Genomic DNA, 18,033 nt, shown 5'->3' with positions numbered 1-18,033 from the left:
GTCCGTGCGCGTGGAGAGAACCCCTCTCCCCAGCCCTCCCCCGCAAGGGGGGAGGGAGCTCACCGTTCGTGCGGTGAGAGTGTCGCACATTGCCCTATCGTCGTCCGGAGCGACTCCTACAGCCGCGCCAGCCGCAATCGTAGCGCGTTGCCGACGACGCTGACCGACGATAGCGCCATCGCCGCCGCCGCGATGATCGGTGACAGCAATAGCCCGAACGCCGGATAGAGAATGCCGGCGGCGATCGGGATGCCGGCCGCGTTGTAGATAAAGGCGAAGAACAGGTTCTGCCTGATATTGCGCATGGTCGCCTGCGACAGCCGGCGGGCGCGGACGATGCCGCCGAGATCGCCCTTCAGCAACATGACGCCGGCGCTTTCCATCGCAACATCCGTTCCCGTGCCCATTGCAATGCCGACTTCGGCTGCGGCGAGCGCCGGCGCGTCGTTGACGCCGTCGCCGGCCATCGCAACGATCTTGCCGGCCTTCTGCAGTTTTGCGACCACCGCGCTCTTCTGATCGGGCAGTACTTCCGCCTCGACCTCGGCGATACCAAGGCCGCGTGCGACGGCGTTCGCCGTGGTCCTGTTGTCGCCGGTCAGCATGATGACCTTGATGCCGTCCGCCGCAAGTGCATTCAGGGCGTCAGGTGTCGACGCCTTCACGGGATCGGCGATCGCGAACAATCCCGCAAGCTTGCCGTCAACCGCCATGTTGATCACCGTCGCGCCGTCGCCGCGCAGACGTTCGCCCTGTTCGTTCAACGGGCTGGCATCGATGCCGAGGGACTGCAGGAAGTTCGCGTTGCCGAGCACGATGGTCTTGTCGTCGATCTTGCCGGTGGCGCCCTTGCCGGTCGGCGAATCGAATGTTTCGACCTTGCCGAGATCGAGATTGCGCTCTTTGGCCGCCCGCACGATGGCGTCGGCCAGCGGGTGTTCGCTCGCCCGCTCGACACTCGCCGCCAGCCGCAGAATTTCTGCCTCTTCAAATCCCGCGGCCGTCACGACGCTGACCACCTTCGGCTTGCCCTCGGTCAGCGTGCCCGTTTTGTCGACCACCAGCGTGTCGACCTTCTCCATGCGCTCCAGCGCCTCGGCATTCTTGATCAGAACGCCGGCCTGGGCGCCGTGGCCGACGCCGACCATGATCGACATCGGCGTGGCGAGGCCGAGCGCGCAGGGGCAGGCGATGATGAGGACGCTGACGGCGGCGACCAGGCCAAATGCCATGCGCGGCTCCGGTCCGAACCAGGCCCAAGCGCCGAATGCGATCAGCGCCACGGCGATGACAACGGGCACGAACCAGCCGGAAACCTGATCGGCCAGCCGCTGGATCGGCGCACGGGAGCGCTGCGCATCCGCCACCATTTTCACGATCTGGGAAAGCAGCGTATCGCGGCCGACTTTGTCGGCGCGCATGATGAAGCCGCCGGACTGGTTGAGCGTGCCGGCGATGACCTTGCTGCCGGGCTCCTTGCTGACCGGCATGGATTCGCCCGTTACCAGCGCTTCGTCGACCGAGGAGCGGCCTTCAAGGATGACGCCGTCGACCGGCACCTTTTCGCCGGGCCGGACCCGCAGTTTGTCGCCCACCGCCAACGCGTCGATCTCGACCTCATGATCCGTGCCGTCGTCGCCGATGCGGCGCGCGGTCTTCGGCGCAAGCTGCAGCAACGCCTTGATCGCGCCTGACGTCGCTTCGCGGGCGCGGAGTTCGAGCACCTGGCCCAGCAGCACGAGCACGGTGATGACCGCCGCCGCTTCGAAATAGATCGCGACTGCACCGCCATGGCCGCGGAAGGTGGCCGGGAAGATGCCGGGCGCAACCGTCCCGACCACGCTGTAGGCAAAGGCCACGCCGGTGCCCATCGCGATCAGCGTGAACATATTGAGATTGCGCGTTACCAGCGACTGCCAGCCGCGCACGAAGAACGGCCAGCCGGCCCAGAGCACGACCGGGGTGGCGAACGCTAGCTGAATCCAGTTCGACAGCGTCTGGTCGACCCAGCCATGGCCGCCGACGAGGTGGCCGCCCATTTCGAGGACGACGGCCGGCAGCGCGAGCACAAGGCCGATCCAGAAGCGGCGCGTCATGTCCGCCAGTTCTGGATTGGGCGGCGCATCGAGGCTTGCCACCTCCGGCTCCAGCGCCATGCCGCAGATCGGGCAGCTTCCGGGACCGACCTGGCGGATCTCGGGGTGCATCGGGCAGGTGTAGATCGTGCCCTCCGGTACGGCGGCCTTCGGTGCCTTGTCCTTATGGAGATAAGGGACGGGATCGGCGGCGAATTTGGTGCGGCAGCCGGCCGAGCAGAAATGAAAGGTCTCGCCGTGATAGTCGAAGCGGTGCTTGCTGATCGCGGGGTCGACGGTCATGCCGCAGACGGGATCGCGCACGGTTGCCGAGCCGGCGGCTTGATGGCCGTGGTGGCTGTGACTGGCGTGGTCATGCCCGCCGCAGCACGCGCCCTTCGAAGCGCCGTTTCGATCGGCGTTTTCATTGTTGTTCATCATCATCTCCGGCACTTGAAACCTATACCCTGTAGGGGTATATAAGCCGCATGCGAAAAGACATCAAGGCATCCTGTCAGAAGCGTCTCAACCGGATCGAGGGCCAGGTCCGCGGCCTGTCACGAATGGTTGATGAGGACCGTTATTGCATCGACATCGTCACCCAGATCTCCGCCGTCCGGGCCGCGTTGCGGCGCGTCGAGGAGGAGGTCTTGCGGGATCACGTGGCGCACTGCGTCGAGCACGCCATCACCAGCGGCAACAAGGCCGATCAGCGCGAAAAGATCGCTGAACTGATGGACGTGATCGGGCGCTCGGACCGGTAGCATCGCGGCAATGGTCTCGTGAGATGGTCGGCGATTGTTGCTTCCGAGCCAGCCGCCGCCTTGATCCAGATCAGTGTCAGTCGTGCCGGTGCGTGTGCCTGCGCGCCCGCGGCTTCTTGGCCGACGCCGTCGGGATCATCACCACGCGTCCGTAACGCACGCCGCGCTCGGCGATGATGTGATCGGCCAGGTGTTGGACCTCGCCGCTTGCACCCTTCAGCGCCGTCACCTCCATGCAGCTATCGTCGTCGAGATGCACATGCAGCGTCGCCAGCGACAGATCGTGATGGCCGTGGAAATTCTGTATCAGCCGTTTTGAGAGATCCCGCGCGGCATGATCGTAGACGTAGACCAGTGCAGCGACGCATTGGCCCGACGGCGTGGCGTTCTCGGCGCTTTGCTGCAGGCCAGCGCGGGCGAGATCGCGGATGATCTCGGAGCGGTTCTGGTAGCCGCGGGCTTCCGCGGCCGCGTCGATCTCGGCAAGCAGTTCGTCTTCGATGGTGATGGTGATCCGTTGCATCCCAAATCCGTCCTGACGCAGTATGATATTCCTGTTGAGTCGTCATACTTCACTTGCTAACATGAGGCGCCCGGTCAAATCGAACTGATGCGGTCGCGCGCCGACTGTAGCAGTTATCATGCGGGGGCATGAGCGTTGCGTAGAGCTGCCTGGGGAGTGTTTTCCGCCGCGTCATTATTTGTCATGGTGCCCGCAGCGGACGCGCAGAACGTCGCGGCGCCGGCGTCCGGCGAGCTTCCTGCTGTGACCGTCTATCCCCCCGAAGCGAGGCCGCGCAACCGGCCCAGGCCGCCGCGCCGCGAGCGTACCGCGCGAAATCCATCAGCAATTCAACCAAGCGTGCCCGTTCCACCGCAGGTCAGCACCGGCGTGACGTCGGAGTCCGCGACTGCAGGGCCGGCATACATGCAGCCCACCGCTGCCAGCGCCATGACCATCAGCGGCGCGGAAGTGAACGCGCAGCCATTCGCGCGCGTCGGCGAGGCGCTGGAGGTGGTGCCAGGGCTGATCGTCACCCAGCATTCCGGCGAAGGCAAAGCCAACCAGTATTTTCTGCGCGGCTTCAATCTGGATCACGGCACCGACCTCGCCATCACGGTCGACGGCATGCCGGTCAACATGCCGACCCATGGCCACGGTCAGGGCTATGCCGACATCAATTTCATGATTCCCGAGCTGGTGCAGTCGATCACCGTGCGAAAGGGGCCTTACTTCGCCGACCGCGGCGACTTTGCCTCCGCGGGCTCCGTTGCCATCGACTATATTAACAGGCTCCCGAAGAACATCGCCGAGCTAACGTTCGGAAGCTTTGGCTACCGCCGCGCGCTGGCGGCAGGATCGACAGCGGTCGGCGCGGGCACGTTGCTCGCCGCCTTCGAGGGCGTCAGGAATGACGGTCCGTGGGACGTGCCTGACAATGTGCGCAAGCTGAACGGCGTGCTGCGCTACAGCCAGGGCACCGCTACCGACGGGTTCACGCTGTCGGCTATGGCCTATTCCAACGGCTGGAATTCGACCGACCAGGTGGCGCAGCGCGCGATCGACCAGGGTTTGATCGGCCGGTTCGGGACGCTCGATCCGACCGATGGCGGCGTCTCGAGCCGATTTTCGCTGTCGAGCAATTGGGCGCAGTCGAGCGAATACGGACAGAGCAAGGTCAACGCCTATGTGATCAATTCGTCGCTGCGGCTCTACAACAACTTCACCTATTTTCTCGACGATCCCGTCAATGGCGATCAGTTCAGCCAGATGGATCGACGCACGGTCTATGGCCTTAACGCCAGCCACGCCTTCGATGTACGCGTGGGCGGGATCGAAACGCAGACCCGCATCGGATTGCAAACGCGCGGTGATGATATCCGGGTCGGCCTGTTCAAGACGTTGCAGCGCGAGACGCTTTCGACCGTTCGCGAAGACAGCGTGAGAGAAGGCAATGTCGGCCTGTGGGCCGACACGACGGCGCGCTGGACCGACTGGCTGCGCACCACGGTCGGTATCCGCGAGGATTATTTTGCGGGAAGGGTGCTGAGCGATACGCCGCAAAATTCCGGCAACGCGCAGGCGTCGATGGCGAGCCCCAAGGCCGGGTTTGTGCTGGGGCCATGGTATCGAACCGAGTTCTACGGCAATGCGGGCTACGGCCTGCACTCTAACGATATCAGAGGCGCAACCATCACCGTCGATCCGATCGACAAGGTGACGCCGCAGGATCGCGTGCCGCTACTGGTGCGATCAAAGGGCGCCGAGATTGGCGTCCGCACCAAGGCGGTCGAAGGCCTCACCAGTTCACTTGCGGTGTTCGTGCTGGACTTCGATTCGGAGTTGCTGTTCGTCGGCGACGCCGGGACGACCGAAGCCAGCCGGCCGAGCCGGCGCGTCGGCGTCGAATGGACCAACCAGTATCAGGTGCTGCCGTGGATGCGGCTCGATTTCGATGTCGCCTATACCCGCGCCCGCTTCACCGATTTCGATGCCGCCGGCAACTTCATCCCGGGCGCGCCGGCGTGGGTCGCGAGCGGCGGTGTGACATTTGGCGGTGAGGCCGGCTGGTTCGGCGCGCTGCGGGGACGCTACTTCGGCCCGCGTCCCCTGATCGAGGACGACAGCGTCCGCTCGCAGTCAGCGCTGATCTTCAATGCACGCGCGGGCTACAAATTCGACAATGGCCTGCGGCTGCAGCTCGACGTGCTCAATCTCTTCAACGCAAAGACCAACCAGATCGAGTACTACTACCTGTCGCGATTGCCGGGCGAGCCGATTGACGGTGTCGCTGATCGTCATGTGCATCCCGCCGAGCCGTTGGCGGTGAGGCTGACCCTAGCGGGGAAGTTTTAGATTGTAGGGTGGGCAAAGGTGCTCTTGCGCCGTGCCCACCATCTTTCCAGATCGTTGGCTTTGATGGTGGGCACGCTTCCGCCGTCGCTCGTTGAGCTACGGCGGACAAGCCGCTTTGCCCGCCCTACACCGTCATCTCCGATGTCCGCGGCTTCATGCGGCGCTCCGGCGGGCGGACCGGGACATATTCGACGGCGAGATAATGTTCCGACACGGTGATGCGTTCGACCATCGTCGCAACAGTCACTTCTTCAGCCGCAGCCGGAAGCGGCGTCTCTTCGTCAATCTCTTCAGGAACAAGCGGCGGCGACTTGACCTCTGGAAACACACCGAATTGGCCCGCTACCTCCGGGAGCGGCTTCTGTTTGTCGGCCCAGTGCAGGGCCGTGTAGTCGAAGCCGTGCACGATGGTGGGTTTGACGACTTCGAAATAGGGCGAGATGTCGAAATCGCGCGGCATGTAGAGCGAGGAATCACGGATATGCAGGATTTCGCGCCGGGCCTTTCGCGAGGCGGCGCGGGTAATCTTCGGCAGGATCGGATAGCGCACGGCGTCGAATGCCTGCGCGATCAGCGCCGAGCAGATGATCTTGGTGGGATCGCCGGAGCCGAACGCGATCATGCGCCGCCGCCATCGCTGCGGTATCGGCAATGGAATCAGATAGCGCATCAGGTCGACGATGTTCTTGGTGTCGTAGCCGAAGCCGATCCGGTTGATGGCGTAGCGGCACACCGTGGTGCGGTCCTCGTAGGACAGGCCGACCGGCCGACAGATCCGGGTGTGATAGGGAAAATATTTCGACAGCGGCGCTGAGGTGACGCCCTCGCCGATATTGGCCTCGATCAGCACATGCGGCTCGCCGTCGGGCTCGGTGGCGCCGTCAACCGGGCCGACATAGAGCGCGCCATGCGACCAGGTCGATTGCGTGAGGTATTTGATGATGCCGGAGATCCGGTTGTTGCCTTCGACCAGCAGCACATCGCCGGGCTCGATGACGCCGCGCAGATGTTCGGGATCGCTGGGCGTGAACGGCTCATAGCCCGGGACTTCCTTCTGCAGGTAGCCCGCGATCAATTGGCCGATGGTGTCGAGCATTACGCCCATGAAACTCCCCCAGAGCGGCTTTTCTTCCGCTTTTTTTGTTTCCTTATCATGGTCGCAAGCCGTTTCAATTTAGTTCATGCGGGAGGCGGGTCAATCATGATTGATTTACCATGAGTGTTGCTGCGTCACGTGAGATGCTGCACAGTTCGCTAGCTGTTCTCGCGTCCTTCAGGTCCTGGAAACCATGACATGACATTGACCCGCCGCACCTTTCTGTCGGCGTCCGCAGGCCTGGCGGCGGTTCCGGTTTTGTCTGGTTCACGTGCGGGGGCCGCGCCCTTGCCGCGGGATGCCGACATCGTGGTGATCGGCGCAGGCGCGGCCGGCATTGCTGCGGCGCGGCGGATCATGGCGGCGAACCGCAGGGTGATCGTGGTGGAGGCGGCAAGCCAGATCGGCGGCCGCTGCCAGACCGACGTTTCGACTTTCGACGTACCGTTCGACCGCGGCGCGCGCTGGATGCACAATCCCGAGACCAATCCGATGATCAAGCTGGCGCGGGCGGCCGGGCTCGAGATCACGAGCGCGCCATCCGGCCAGAAGATCCGCATCGGTCGCCGCAATGCCCGCGCCGGCGAGACCGAAGAGTTTCTGGCGGCGCTGGTTCGTACCAACCGCGCCATCGACGACGCCGCGCGGCGGTTCGATGTTTCCTGCGCCTCCGTGCTGCCGAAGGATCTCGGCGTTTGGGCGGGCACGGCAGAATTTGTGCTCGGGGCCGGCTTCTCCGGCAAGGATCTGAACGACGTCTCGGTCGGTGACAAGTCGCGCGCGCAGGACCGCAACATCGCGATCGGCTGCCGCCAGGGACTGGGCACGCTGATCGCAAAACTTGGCGAGCAGGTGCCGGTGGCTCTGTCGACGCCCGCCAATCGCGTCGTCTGGAGCAACCGCGACGTCATGGTGGAAACACCTGCCGGAAAGATCGTCGCCCGCGCTGCCGTCGTCACAGTGTCGAGCAACGTGCTGGCGGCCGGCAATATCAAATTCGCGCCCGACCTCCCGAAGCGCATGCTCGACGCGGCTTCGAAACTCAGCCTCGGCAGCTACGACCGGATCGCGCTGCAGATGACGGGCAATCCGCTCGGCCTCGCCCGTGACGACGTCGTCATCGAGCAGAGCAATTCGACCAAGACGGCGCTGATATCAGCCAATATCGGCGGCTCGTCGCTCTGCACCCTCGATGTCGGCGGCTCGTTCGGCCGCGATCTTTCCGCGCAGGGCGAGAAGGCCATGGTGGCATTTGCAGTGGAATGGCTGACGAAGCTGTATGGCAGCGAGGCGGCCGCCGCGGTGACGAAATCGAGCGCGACGCGCTGGAACGCCGCGCCGTTCGCGCTCGGCGCGATGTCAGCGGCCGGTCCTGGCGGGCAGTCATCGCGAAAGGTTCTGACCGATCCGATCGGCTGCATGTATCTCGCGGGCGAGGCGACCCATGAAACGCTGTGGGGAACGATCGACGGCGCCTGGGAGAGCGGCGAACGCGCGGCGGACGCGGCACTGCGGCGGATCGGCGCGTTGAAGGACCCCGAACCGGAGGCGCGGCCGGCGAAGCAGCGGCGGCGCGCGCCGTCTCCGAGCAACTGATGGCCCGTCCCAAAGCACTGATCTCCTGGTCGAGCGGCAAGGATTCAGCCTTTGCGCTGCATGAAGTGCTGCGCGCGGGAGAATTCGAGGTGGTCGGCGCGCTGACCACGGTGACCGAGACGTTCGGCCGCGTCTCGATCCATGGCGTGCGGCAGGAGATCTTGCAGGCGCAATGCGAGGCCGCCGGCCTGCCGCAGCGGGTCGTGGCAATTCCCTATCCCTGTCCGAACGAGATTTATGAAGCGCGGATGGGCGAGGCAGTCGCGCAAGCGGTTGCCGACGGCGTCACGCACATGATCTTCGGCGATCTGTTCCTGGCCGACATCCGCGCTTATCGCGAACAGAAGCTGGCAGGCACCGGAATCACGCCGCTGTTTCCGCTCTGGGAGCGGCCAACGCCGGAGCTGGCGCGAGCAATGATCGCAAGCGGGCTGGAAGCCCACATTGCGACCGTCGATCTGAAGAAGCTGCCGGCGGAATTTGCCGGTCGGAAATTCGACGCAACGCTGCTCGCCGACTTGCCGGACGGTATCGATCCCTGCGGCGAGAACGGCGAGTTTCACACCTGCGTCGTGGCAGGGCCGATGTTTTCGCGGCGGGTGGCGGTAACATCAGGCGAGCGCGTCGAGCGCGACGGTTATGCGTATTGCGACCTGGTGATGGATAATGAATCCGTCGTCGCGGCCAAGCCAACGGGTCGCGCGAATGCGCGCCCGATGACAGGCTCCGCGCGAGCCTGGACCCATAACCACAGTTGCTAGTGCTGTAGCACGCTGGGGCTACATCCAATTCGAACGTCAAACGCTTGTGGTTATGGGTCCCTTGCGTTCGCAGGGACGACGGCGTCAGCGCAAAACACCATCCAGCGCCGGCAGGCCGAAGATCACCGCGGCCGCGATCAGCGCGTAACAAATCGAGCGGAATACGGCTTCGCTGGCCTTGCCGAACAGCGATGCGCCGAACCAGACGCCGGTGCCGTAGACGGGGCCGACCACCAGCGCGAACTTGATCGCATCCATCGTGATCAGCCCGGTCGCGGCGTAACTCACGGCGGAGAAGAAATCCGAGGCGCCGAAGAACAGCACGATGTTGGCGCGGGCGATCACGGACGGAATCGGGCGGCCGAGCCAGTAGCCGACGATCGGTGGGCCGCCGGTCTGGGCGAGGCCGCTGCAAAAGCCTGACAGCCCGCCGATGCCGATCGAGACCGCCACGTGGTCCTTGCCGCGGTAACGCCAGCCCGAGAGCAGCAGCAACAGCAATGCGAACACGAAGACGGAAATGACCCAGCGCGTCGTCACCGGCTCTAACCGGCTCAGGAAATAGGTCCCGATCGGCACGCCAATCAGGGCGCCCAACACTATGACCGCAGTCGCCTTGCAGTCAGCCTTCTCCCACGCATTCGGCAACAGCGGCGCGGCGGCGACGAAATCGATGATCAGCAGCAGTGCGGCCACCAGCCGCGGGTCGGCGATCGAGCTGGCCAGCGGCATGAAGATCAGCGCCGCGCCGAAGCCGGAAAAACCCCGCGCCGTTCCCGAGACGAAGGCGACTGCGCAAATCGCGAGGGCGACGTTGAGACTGATGTCGGGTGGAATCAGGCCAAGCGAGTTCATTCTTTAGCGCCTGAGATTGGGTTGAGCTGCGACCGCATCAGAGGTGGGCTCCTTCTCCCGCTTGCGGGGGAAGGCTGGGATGGGGTGTCGCAACAAATGAGACTGTTCGAGAGGAGGGAGCCCCCACCCGCATCGCATCTTTCGATGCGATGCGACCTCCCCCGCAAGCGGGAGAGGTTGCAGCTCGTCGTGCGGTTATCCTGTCAGACCCGTCGGCTCATCCCCGCAACGTGCCGCCGGTCTTCTTCGTCACTTCGGCCACGATCTTCGCCGCTACGGCGTCGATCTCCTGATCCGTCAGCGTCTTCTCGCGCGGCTGGATCGTTACAGCGATCGCGATCGACTTTTTGGCCGGATCGATGCCCTTGCCTTCATAGACGTCGAATACGGCTACGTCCGTGATCAGCTTCTTGTCCGCGCCTTGCGCCGCGCGCACCATGTCGCCGGCCTTGACGGCGCGATCGACGATGAAGGCAAAGTCGCGCGATACCGGCTGGAACGCGGAGAGTTCGAGCAGCGGCTTGGCGCGGGTCGGCCTCTTCTTGGCGTCGGGAATGCGGTCGAGGATCACCTCGAACGCGATCATCGGGCCATCGGCGCCGAGCGCCTCCAGCGCGCGCGGATGCAGCTCGCCGAAATAGCCGAGCACGTTCTGCGGTCCGATCTGGATCGTGCCGGAACGGCCGGGATGCAGCCACGCAGGTCCACCGGGAACGATCTGCAGCGCCTGCATCGGCGCGCCGGCCGCCGCGAGCACCGCGAACGCATCGGCCTTGGCGTCGAGCGCGTCGGTCTGAGCAGAGCCGGACCAGTGCCGGCCCGTGCCGTTCGAAGAGGCATAGCCGTGGCGCACGCCGGAGGCTGCAACCAGTTGATCTCCCGGCTTGTCGCCGGCGAAGACCTGTCCGACTTCGAACAGTGCCAGATCCGGAACACCGCGGTTGATATTCGCCTGCGCCGCCGTCGCGAGACCGGGCAGCAGGCTCGGCCGCATGTCGGACATATCAGCCGCGATCGGATTGGCCAGCGACAGTTCAGGGTGGCCGCGGCGGTTCGCCAGCGCATGGTCAGGCAAAGCGCTGGGCGGATCGCGGTCGAACATCTCAGCGTGCGGCTTGGAGATGAACGACCACGTCACGGCTTCCACCATGCCGCGTGTGGCCAGCGCGCGCTTGGCGCGGCGGGTGCGGGACTGAATCGTGGTCAGCACTGGCTTGCGCGCTTCGTCGCCGCGCTCGAACGGCGTCATCGGCACCTTGTCGACGCCGACGATGCGGACGATTTCCTCGACGATGTCGGCCTTGCCGTGCACGTCGGTGCGCCAGGAGGGAACGGCGACCTTCACCACCGGGCCGTTGCCGGCCACCATGAAGCCGAGATGGCCGAGGATGCGCCGCATCTCGACCAGCGGCACCTCGATTCCCGCCACACGTTTGACCTCGCTCAGCGGGAAATCGATGATGCGGTCATCGCCGAACGCATTGCCGACGACCACCGTCTCGGACGGCGTGCCGCCGCAGAGCTCCATCACCATTTTGGTCGCGAGCTCGAGCCCCGGCACCATGAAGGCCGGATCGACGCCGCGCTCGAAGCGGTAGCGCGCATCCGAATTGATGCCGAGCTTGCGCCCGGTTTGCGCGATGTTGATCTCATTCCACAGCGCCGATTCGATCAGCACGTCTGATGTATTCTCGTCGCAGCCGGAAGTCTCGCCGCCCATGATGCCAGCGAGCGATTCGACGCCGTGCTCATCCGCGATCACGCAGATCGAGGGATCGAGCGTGTAGGTGCGGCCGTCGAGCGCCAGCAGGCTCTCGCCTTCCTTGGCGCGGCGCACTGTGAGATTGCCCGTCACCTTCCTGGCGTCAAACACATGCAGCGGGCGGGCGCGGTCGTAGGTCATGAAGTTGGTGATGTCGACCAGCGCATTGATCGGCCGCAGCCCGATCGCGGTCAGCCGCGTCTGCAGCCATTCCGGCGAGGGGCCGTTCTTGACGCCGCGCACCAGCCGCAGCGCGAAGCCCGGACACAGCGTCGCATCTTCGACCGTCACTTTCACCGGGCAGGGGAATTCGCCCTTCACCGGCCTGATGCCGGGGTCGATGAGCTTGCCCATATCGGCGGCGGAGAGATCGCGCGCGATGCCATGCACGCCGGTGCAGTCCTGCCGGTTCGGTGTGAGGTTGATTTCGAGCACGGGATCGCCAAGCCCAGCCCATTCGGCATAACCCTTGCCGATCGGCGCATCGGCCGGCAATTCCATGATGCCGTCATGGTCCTCGGAAAGCTGCAGCTCCGCCGCCGAGCACAGCATGCCGCGGCTCTCGACGCCCCGGATGGTGCCGACGCCGAGCGTGATGTTCTTGCCCGGGATGAACGTGCCGGGCGGCGAGAACACGCTGACGAGCCCAGCGCGCGCATTCGGCGCGCCGCAGACCACCTGCACCGGCGCAGCACCATTGCCGGTGTCGACCATGCAGACCCGCAGACGATCGGCATTGGGGTGCTGCTCGGCCGAGATCACCCGCGCGATGGAGAATGGCGCGAGCGCCTTCGCCTTGTCCTCGATGCTCTCGACCTCGAGCCCGATCATGGTGAGCTTGTCGGCAAGCTTTTCCAGCGGCTCGTCGGTGTCGAGATGTTCCTTCAGCCAGGAGAGCGTGAATTTCATTGTGCGTTCCTAGAAAACCTCGACCAGCCGGAATCGTTCACACATCAGCGTCATGTCTTCGCTGAACCGGCCTAGCCGTCCGAAATAATTGCGGTGTGCCTGCCGCCAGTAGGCGAGACTGCGGTCGCCTTCGCCTTCTTCACAGGCAAAGGCAGCATCCACCTCGGGGAAGCGGCGGTAGCTGACTTCGATCGTCTCAATCACGCAACGTGGCTCCCCGCGCCCGTCGAGCACAATCCATTGCTCGCCCGGCGTCGACGTGTTCGGCTCGTCCTCAGTAGAGCAGGTCGCGGTCTTCACGCCCTTGATCACTAGGTCGAGCAGTTCGTCGGCAAGCTCCGGCCCGTCGCCGAACGCGAAGGAGCGCAAACCCTGATATTTCGCAGGGACGGCACTCACGTGCTCAATCCCCCCGCCAGCGTCGGCACGTCGAGCGCCTTGAAGCCGTAATGCGAGAGCCAGCGCACGTCGTTCTCGAACAATTGCCGGAGATCGGACATGCCGTATTTCAGCATCGCGATGCGGTCGATGCCCATGCCCCAGGCAAAGCCCTGATAGACATCAGGGTCGATGCCGCAGGCGCGCAGCACGTTCGGATGCACCATGCCGCAGCCAAGAATCTCCAGCCAGTCCTCGCCCTCGCCGAAACGGATCTCGCCCTTGTCGCGGCGGCACTGAATGTCGACCTCGAGCGAGGGCTCGGTGAACGGGAAGAACGACGGGCGGAACCGCATGTTGATATGGTCGACCTCGAAGAACGCCTTGCAGAACTCGTGCAAAATCCATTTGAGGTGGCCGAGATGCGAGCCCCTGTCGATGACGAGGCCTTCGACCTGATGGAATTGCGGCGTATGGGTCGCGTCCGAATCGATGCGATAGGTACGGCCCGGGCAAACCACGCGGATCGGCGGCTTTTGCGACAACATTGTGCGCACCTGCACCGGCGAGGTGTGGGTACGCAGCAGCATGCGCGAACCATCTTCCTTCGGATTGAAGAAGAAGGTGTCATGCATCTCCCGCGCCGGATGGCCCTCGGGGAAGTTCAGTTTCGTGAAATTGTAATCGTCGGTCTCGATATCAGGACCTTCGGCGATCGCAAATCCCATGTCGGCGAAGATCGTGTTGACCTCCTCGAAGACCTGGCTCAGCGGATGGATGCGGCCCTGTTCGGCAGGCGTCTCACGCAACGGCAAGGTGACGTCGATGGTCTCGGAGGCAAGCCGGGCATCGAGTGCGGCCGACTTCAGGATGTCGCGGCGCGCCGAGAGCGCTTGCGTCACCTTATCCTTGGCGAGGTTGATCGCGGCGCCTTGTGTCTTGCGCTCGTCCGGCGACATCTTGCCGAGGGTGGCGAGCAGCGCGGAGATTGAGCCCTTCTTGCCGAGTGCTGCGACGCGCACGGCTTCGAGCGCGGCTTCGTCGCCGGCGGCAGCGATCTGGCTGAGAATTTGGGATTCGAGTTGAGCTAGGTCGGACATGGCGACGGTACCTTTGGGCAACGCGCGCTCGCAGTCCAAACGGGACCCTCACCATCCGCGACTTGTCCGCCGAAGCTCAACGAGCGAAGGCGGAAGGCGGATGATCCAGTAACCCCCGGAGTCAAAATGTCGGTCGGTGGTTACTGGATGCCCCGCCCCAGTGCGCAATTGCGCACAAGGCGGAGCATGACACCGGAATTGCAAGAACGCCGCAGCGATTGCGAATTAGGCCGCCAGCGCGGCCTTGGCCTTCTCGGCAATCGCCTGGAACGCCGCCGGCTCGTTGATGGCGAGATCCGACAGCACTTTTCGATCCACCGTGATGCCCGACTTCGAGAGGCCGTTGATAAAGACGCTGTAGGTCATGCCGTACGGACGCACGGCGGCATTGAGCCGCTGGATCCAGAGTGCGCGGAAGGTGCGCTTCTTGCGCTTGCGGTCGCGAAACGCATATTGCCCGGCCTTCTCGACCGCGGCCTTGGCGGCGCGGATGGTGTTCTTGCGGCGGCCGTAAAAACCCTTGGCGGCCTTGTAGACTTTCTTGTGCTTGGCGTGAGCGGTCACACCGCGTTTGACGCGAGACATGACTGGTATCCTTGATCAGAAATAAGATGACGAGATCGCCGCGCGGGCGCGGCTCGGCTGTAATGACGTGAACGCGATCAGGCGTTCGGCAAGAAGTACTTCTTGACGTTGTCGCCGTCGGTCTTGAACAGCACGCGGGTGCCGCGGAGCTGACGAATCTGCTTCTTCGTCCGCTTGATCATGCCGTGGCGCTTGCCGCGCTGGGCGTGCATCACTTTGCCGGTGGCAGTCACCTTGAAGCGCTTTTTAGCGCCTGACTTGGTCTTCAGCTTGGGCATTTGGCTCTCCTGTGGCCGCAGAAAAACGCGCCCGAGGGGCGCTTTTGCGGCTTAAAATGCTCGTTAGAGCGTTGAAAGTGCTCAGGTTTTTCTCAAAAGCGAGGCAACCCGCACGGGCATCGACACGGCAGCCCTTGATCAGCCGGGCGATGAAGGTCGGGCTTATGGCAGAGGAAGCGCCAAATGGCAACGATGAACCGCGAAAGGCAGTGTCGCTACCTACCCGCTGACGTCATTTAACCATCCGCGCCCGGAGCAGGAACAAATGGCCCATTTTCAGCGATTGATCGCCCGTTTTGGCGCTTCTTTTGGCCTGCGCGCCGCGCGCTGGCTTCCCGTTTTCGTCGCGCTGGCCGTGATGGCAGCCCCGGACACAGCCGAAGCCGCGCGGAGGGGAAGCAGGGCGGTCCGAGCCTATGATGGCATCTGGAACGTGGTGTTTGCCACGACGCGGGGTAATTGCAGTTCCGGTTATCGCGTTCCCTTCACCGTTATCGGCGGCCGGGTTTCATCGGCTGGCGGCGGCAGGGTTTCAGGATCAGTCAGTCGCACTGGTGCGGTTGCGGTCAGTGTTTCGCTCGGCGCATCCCGCGCGAGCGGCGGCGGCCGGCTTGTGGGCAGCTATGGCGCAGGCCGGTGGCGCGGCATCATCACCGGCGACTACTGCAGCGGCACCTGGCAGGCCACGCGGACCTAGATCCAGCTCGTGTCCCGGACGCGATGCAGCGCCACAAGCGCGTGAACGCGCTGTTGGCGTTGCGCAGCATCCGGGGAACGCAACCGGCACCAACGAAAACGGCCCGCCGGGTCATCCGACGGGCCGCTTTCGATTCTACTAACTCAACTTAGCGCGGCGCCAGCACCATCACGACCTGGCGTCCCTCGAATCTGGCGTCCTGCTCGACCTTGGCGAACTCGGCGACGTCGGCCTTCACCTTGTCCAGGAGCTTGGTGCCGATTTCCTGGTGCGCCATTTCGCGGCCACGGTAGCGCAAGGTGATCTTGACCTTGTCGCCTTCCTCGAAGAACCGCTGCATGGCACGCATTTTCACGTCGTAATCGTGATCGTCGATCATCGGCCGCAGCTTGATCTCCTTGATCTCGACGATCTTCTGCTTCTTGCGCGCCTCGGCGGCTTTCTTCTGTGCCGAATACTTGAACTTCCCGTAGTCCATGATCTTGCAGACGGGAGGATTGTTGTTCGGCGAAATCTCGACAAGATCCATACCCGCCTCGAGCGCCATCTTGATGGCGACCACGGTCTCGACCGTTCCGTGGTTGGTGCCGTTCTGATCGATCAGTTGGATTTGCGCGTTGCGGATATCATCATTGGTGCGCGGCCCGTCTTTGGTTGCAGCGGGCGGGGCTCTGTTGGGACGGCGAATGGGTAACTCTCCAAAGTTGTGAAAGAAGGGCCGCAGTTTGAAGCAATACGCTCAAGACAGCAAGCGAACTCGCGGTCTGCACCCGAAAACCGTCAAATGCGAGGCATTTCGGTCACGTCCGGCAAATATAGCGCGGCGGCCTGATCCGCAAGCGCCGGGCCGTCTCGTGCTTGACCGATAGAGCGCGCTCGCGGACAAAGCGGCAGGGCGAGAGTGACAGATCCATGACTGATTCAGCGACAAATTCAGCGCAAATCGACCAGGAACCGACCTTTATCGAGGTGGGGGAGGGTGCCGGCCGCCGCCGGATCGCGGTGCGCGTCCGCGCCGGCAGCGGGCCCGGGCTATTCTGGCTCGGTGGCTTCAATTCCGACATGCGGGGCACCAAGGCGCTCGCGCTGGACGCTTGGGCTGCGGAACATGGCCGGGCCTGTATTAGATTCGATTATTCCGGCCACGGCGAATCCGGTGGGGCTTTCATCGATGGCACCATCGGACGCTGGCTGGAAGACAGCGTTGCGGTATTCGAGCAGTTCTGCCGGGGCCCGCAGGTCGTGATCGGCTCATCGATGGGCGGCTGGCTGGCGCTCCTGCTGGCGCGCGCCATCGCCGAGCGTGAGGCAGCGCCTGCGACGCTTGCTGGCCTGGTGCTGATCGCACCGGCGCCTGATTTCACCGAGCAATTGATGTGGAACAGCTTCTCCGACGAGGTTCGCGAGGAGATCAGGACCAAGGGCGTGTGGATGCGGCCTTCGGAGTATGGCGATGGCGCACCCTATCCGATCACGCGCGCACTGATCGAGGAGGGCCGCAACCACCTGTTGCTCGGCAGCGCCATCGAGGTCGGATGCCCCGTGCGCATCCTGCAGGGTGCGCAGGATCCCGACGTGCCCTGGCAGCACGCCTTCGCGCTGGCGCACCGGTTGCCGGCCGAGGACGTGGTGCTGACCATGATCCAGGACGGCGACCACCGTCTGTCCCGCCCGCAGGACATCGCGCGGATCATCGCTGCGGTGGCGGAGATGGGGTAAGTTCTCACCGGTAGCTACGGTGTCATCGTCCGCGAAGGCCTTCGCGGGGCATGACGAGTTCGGGAGGCAACACCGTGAACACCACAACCATGCTCCGCGCCTTCTGCGACGCGGTCGAGCAGCGCAACGGCAGGGCGTTCGCGGAACTGTTTACGGAGGACGGCGTCTATCACGACGTGTTCTATGGTGCGTTCGAGGGCCGAGCCAAAATCGCTGACATGATCGACGACTGGTTCTATCGCACGGCGACCGATTTTCGCTGGGACATGCATGATCCCGTCAGTGACGGCCACACGCTCTATGCGCGCTATACGTTCAGCTATCGTTCGACGCTGCCGGAAGCAAAAGGGGCGCGGGCGATGTTCGAGGGCGTCTCGATCATGCGGCTGCGCGACGGCAAGATCATGGAATATCACGAGGTCGCCAACACCGCGCCGGCCTTCGTCGACCTCAAATTCGCGCCTGAGCGGATCGCCAAGATCGTTGCCAAGCAGGGCGCAGCGCTGAAGACGCGGCCGGAGATGAAGCGGCATTTGGCCTGAGCGCTAATCTCTCCGCCGTCATTGCGAGCGAAGCGAAGCAATCCATAGTTCGGCGTATG

17 protein-coding genes are annotated in these 18,033 nt (G+C 63.9%); 7 read left to right on the top strand and 10 right to left on the bottom strand.

The window, feature by feature from the left end:
• Positions 1-116: 116 nt before the first annotated feature.
• The gene (locus V1278_RS02935; protein WP_334379652.1) at positions 117-2,513 is read right to left on the bottom strand and encodes a heavy metal translocating P-type ATPase; all 2,397 of its coding nucleotides are present in this window, start codon (positions 2,511-2,513) and stop codon (positions 117-119) included.
• A gap of 50 nt (positions 2,514-2,563) precedes the next feature.
• Between V1278_RS02935 and V1278_RS02930 the strand changes: the two genes are divergently transcribed.
• Positions 2,564-2,839, top strand: a complete 276-nt coding sequence (locus V1278_RS02930) for a metal-sensitive transcriptional regulator (RefSeq protein ID WP_334365835.1) — start codon at positions 2,564-2,566, stop codon at positions 2,837-2,839.
• Positions 2,840-2,915: 76 nt separating this feature from the next.
• Here V1278_RS02930 and nikR read toward each other — a convergent pair whose 3' ends face one another.
• Positions 2,916-3,362: a nickel-responsive transcriptional regulator NikR gene (gene nikR, locus V1278_RS02925; protein ID WP_334379651.1), complete on the bottom strand. Its 447-nt coding sequence runs from the start codon at positions 3,360-3,362 to the stop codon at positions 2,916-2,918.
• Between the two features lie 183 nt (positions 3,363-3,545).
• Here nikR and V1278_RS02920 point away from each other — a divergent pair, with 183 nt between their 5' ends.
• Positions 3,546-5,696: a TonB-dependent receptor gene (locus tag V1278_RS02920; RefSeq protein ID WP_334384084.1), complete on the top strand. Its 2,151-nt coding sequence runs from the start codon at positions 3,546-3,548 to the stop codon at positions 5,694-5,696.
• A 124-nt stretch (positions 5,697-5,820) separates the two neighbouring features.
• Here V1278_RS02920 and V1278_RS02915 read toward each other — a convergent pair whose 3' ends face one another.
• Positions 5,821-6,801, bottom strand: coding sequence for a YiiX/YebB-like N1pC/P60 family cysteine hydrolase (locus tag V1278_RS02915; protein WP_334379650.1), 981 nt, complete (start codon positions 6,799-6,801; stop codon positions 5,821-5,823).
• Between the two features lie 189 nt (positions 6,802-6,990).
• On the opposite strand from V1278_RS02915, the gene V1278_RS02910 reads away from it, so the two are divergent.
• Both V1278_RS02910 and V1278_RS02905 read left to right on the top strand, forming a co-directional pair.
• Positions 6,991-8,388 carry a flavin monoamine oxidase family protein gene (locus tag V1278_RS02910; RefSeq protein WP_334379649.1) on the top strand — a complete coding sequence of 466 codons (1,398 nt, stop codon included), beginning with the start codon at positions 6,991-6,993 and terminating at the stop codon, positions 8,386-8,388.
• Positions 8,388-9,149: an ATP-binding protein gene (locus V1278_RS02905; RefSeq protein WP_334379648.1), complete on the top strand. Its 762-nt coding sequence runs from the start codon at positions 8,388-8,390 to the stop codon at positions 9,147-9,149. Before V1278_RS02910 ends, V1278_RS02905 begins: the two co-directional genes overlap by 1 nt.
• A gap of 84 nt (positions 9,150-9,233) precedes the next feature.
• Here the strand turns inward: V1278_RS02905 and V1278_RS02900 are convergent, their stop codons facing one another.
• From V1278_RS02900 to rpmI, 6 genes are all read right to left on the bottom strand, one after another.
• Entirely contained in the window at positions 9,234-10,004 is a 771-nt protein-coding gene (locus tag V1278_RS02900) for a sulfite exporter TauE/SafE family protein (protein ID WP_334379647.1), read from the bottom strand.
• A 217-nt stretch (positions 10,005-10,221) separates the two neighbouring features.
• The gene (gene pheT / locus V1278_RS02895) at positions 10,222-12,675 is read right to left on the bottom strand and encodes a phenylalanine--tRNA ligase subunit beta (protein ID WP_334379646.1); all 2,454 of its coding nucleotides are present in this window, start codon (positions 12,673-12,675) and stop codon (positions 10,222-10,224) included.
• A gap of 9 nt (positions 12,676-12,684) precedes the next feature.
• Positions 12,685-13,074: an ASCH domain-containing protein gene (locus tag V1278_RS02890; protein ID WP_334379644.1), complete on the bottom strand. Its 390-nt coding sequence runs from the start codon at positions 13,072-13,074 to the stop codon at positions 12,685-12,687.
• Positions 13,071-14,153 carry a phenylalanine--tRNA ligase subunit alpha gene (gene pheS, locus V1278_RS02885; protein ID WP_334379643.1) on the bottom strand — a complete coding sequence of 361 codons (1,083 nt, stop codon included), beginning with the start codon at positions 14,151-14,153 and terminating at the stop codon, positions 13,071-13,073. The genes V1278_RS02890 and pheS overlap by 4 nt, the downstream gene beginning before the upstream one ends.
• 225 nt (positions 14,154-14,378) lie before the next feature.
• Entirely contained in the window at positions 14,379-14,738 is a 360-nt protein-coding gene (gene rplT / locus V1278_RS02880) for a 50S ribosomal protein L20 (RefSeq protein ID WP_028347928.1), read from the bottom strand.
• A gap of 77 nt (positions 14,739-14,815) precedes the next feature.
• The gene (gene rpmI, locus V1278_RS02875; protein WP_008539890.1) at positions 14,816-15,016 is read right to left on the bottom strand and encodes a 50S ribosomal protein L35; all 201 of its coding nucleotides are present in this window, start codon (positions 15,014-15,016) and stop codon (positions 14,816-14,818) included.
• Positions 15,017-15,281: 265 nt separating this feature from the next.
• Here rpmI and V1278_RS02870 point away from each other — a divergent pair, with 265 nt between their 5' ends.
• The gene (locus V1278_RS02870) at positions 15,282-15,713 is read left to right on the top strand and encodes a hypothetical protein (protein ID WP_442893691.1); all 432 of its coding nucleotides are present in this window, start codon (positions 15,282-15,284) and stop codon (positions 15,711-15,713) included.
• Positions 15,714-15,861: 148 nt separating this feature from the next.
• On the opposite strand, the gene infC is transcribed toward V1278_RS02870, so the two are convergent.
• Positions 15,862-16,401: a translation initiation factor IF-3 gene (infC, locus tag V1278_RS02865; RefSeq protein ID WP_028347926.1), complete on the bottom strand. Its 540-nt coding sequence runs from the start codon at positions 16,399-16,401 to the stop codon at positions 15,862-15,864.
• 224 nt (positions 16,402-16,625) lie between these two features.
• Here infC and V1278_RS02860 point away from each other — a divergent pair, with 224 nt between their 5' ends.
• Together V1278_RS02860 and V1278_RS02855 are read left to right on the top strand one after the other, a co-directional pair.
• Positions 16,626-17,432 carry an alpha/beta hydrolase gene (locus tag V1278_RS02860; protein WP_334379641.1) on the top strand — a complete coding sequence of 269 codons (807 nt, stop codon included), beginning with the start codon at positions 16,626-16,628 and terminating at the stop codon, positions 17,430-17,432.
• A gap of 74 nt (positions 17,433-17,506) precedes the next feature.
• A complete protein-coding gene (locus V1278_RS02855; protein ID WP_334379640.1) occupies positions 17,507-17,974 on the top strand; it encodes a nuclear transport factor 2 family protein in 468 nt (155 codons plus the stop codon).
• Positions 17,975-18,033 lie beyond the last annotated feature (59 nt).

Origin of the sequence: Bradyrhizobium sp. AZCC 1577, from assembly GCF_036924575.1 — a bacterium.
Taxonomy (GTDB): Bacteria; Pseudomonadota; Alphaproteobacteria; order Rhizobiales; family Xanthobacteraceae; genus Bradyrhizobium.
The sequence above is the reverse complement of the archived record's forward strand: the minus strand, read 5'-3'. Positions and strand labels throughout refer to the sequence as shown.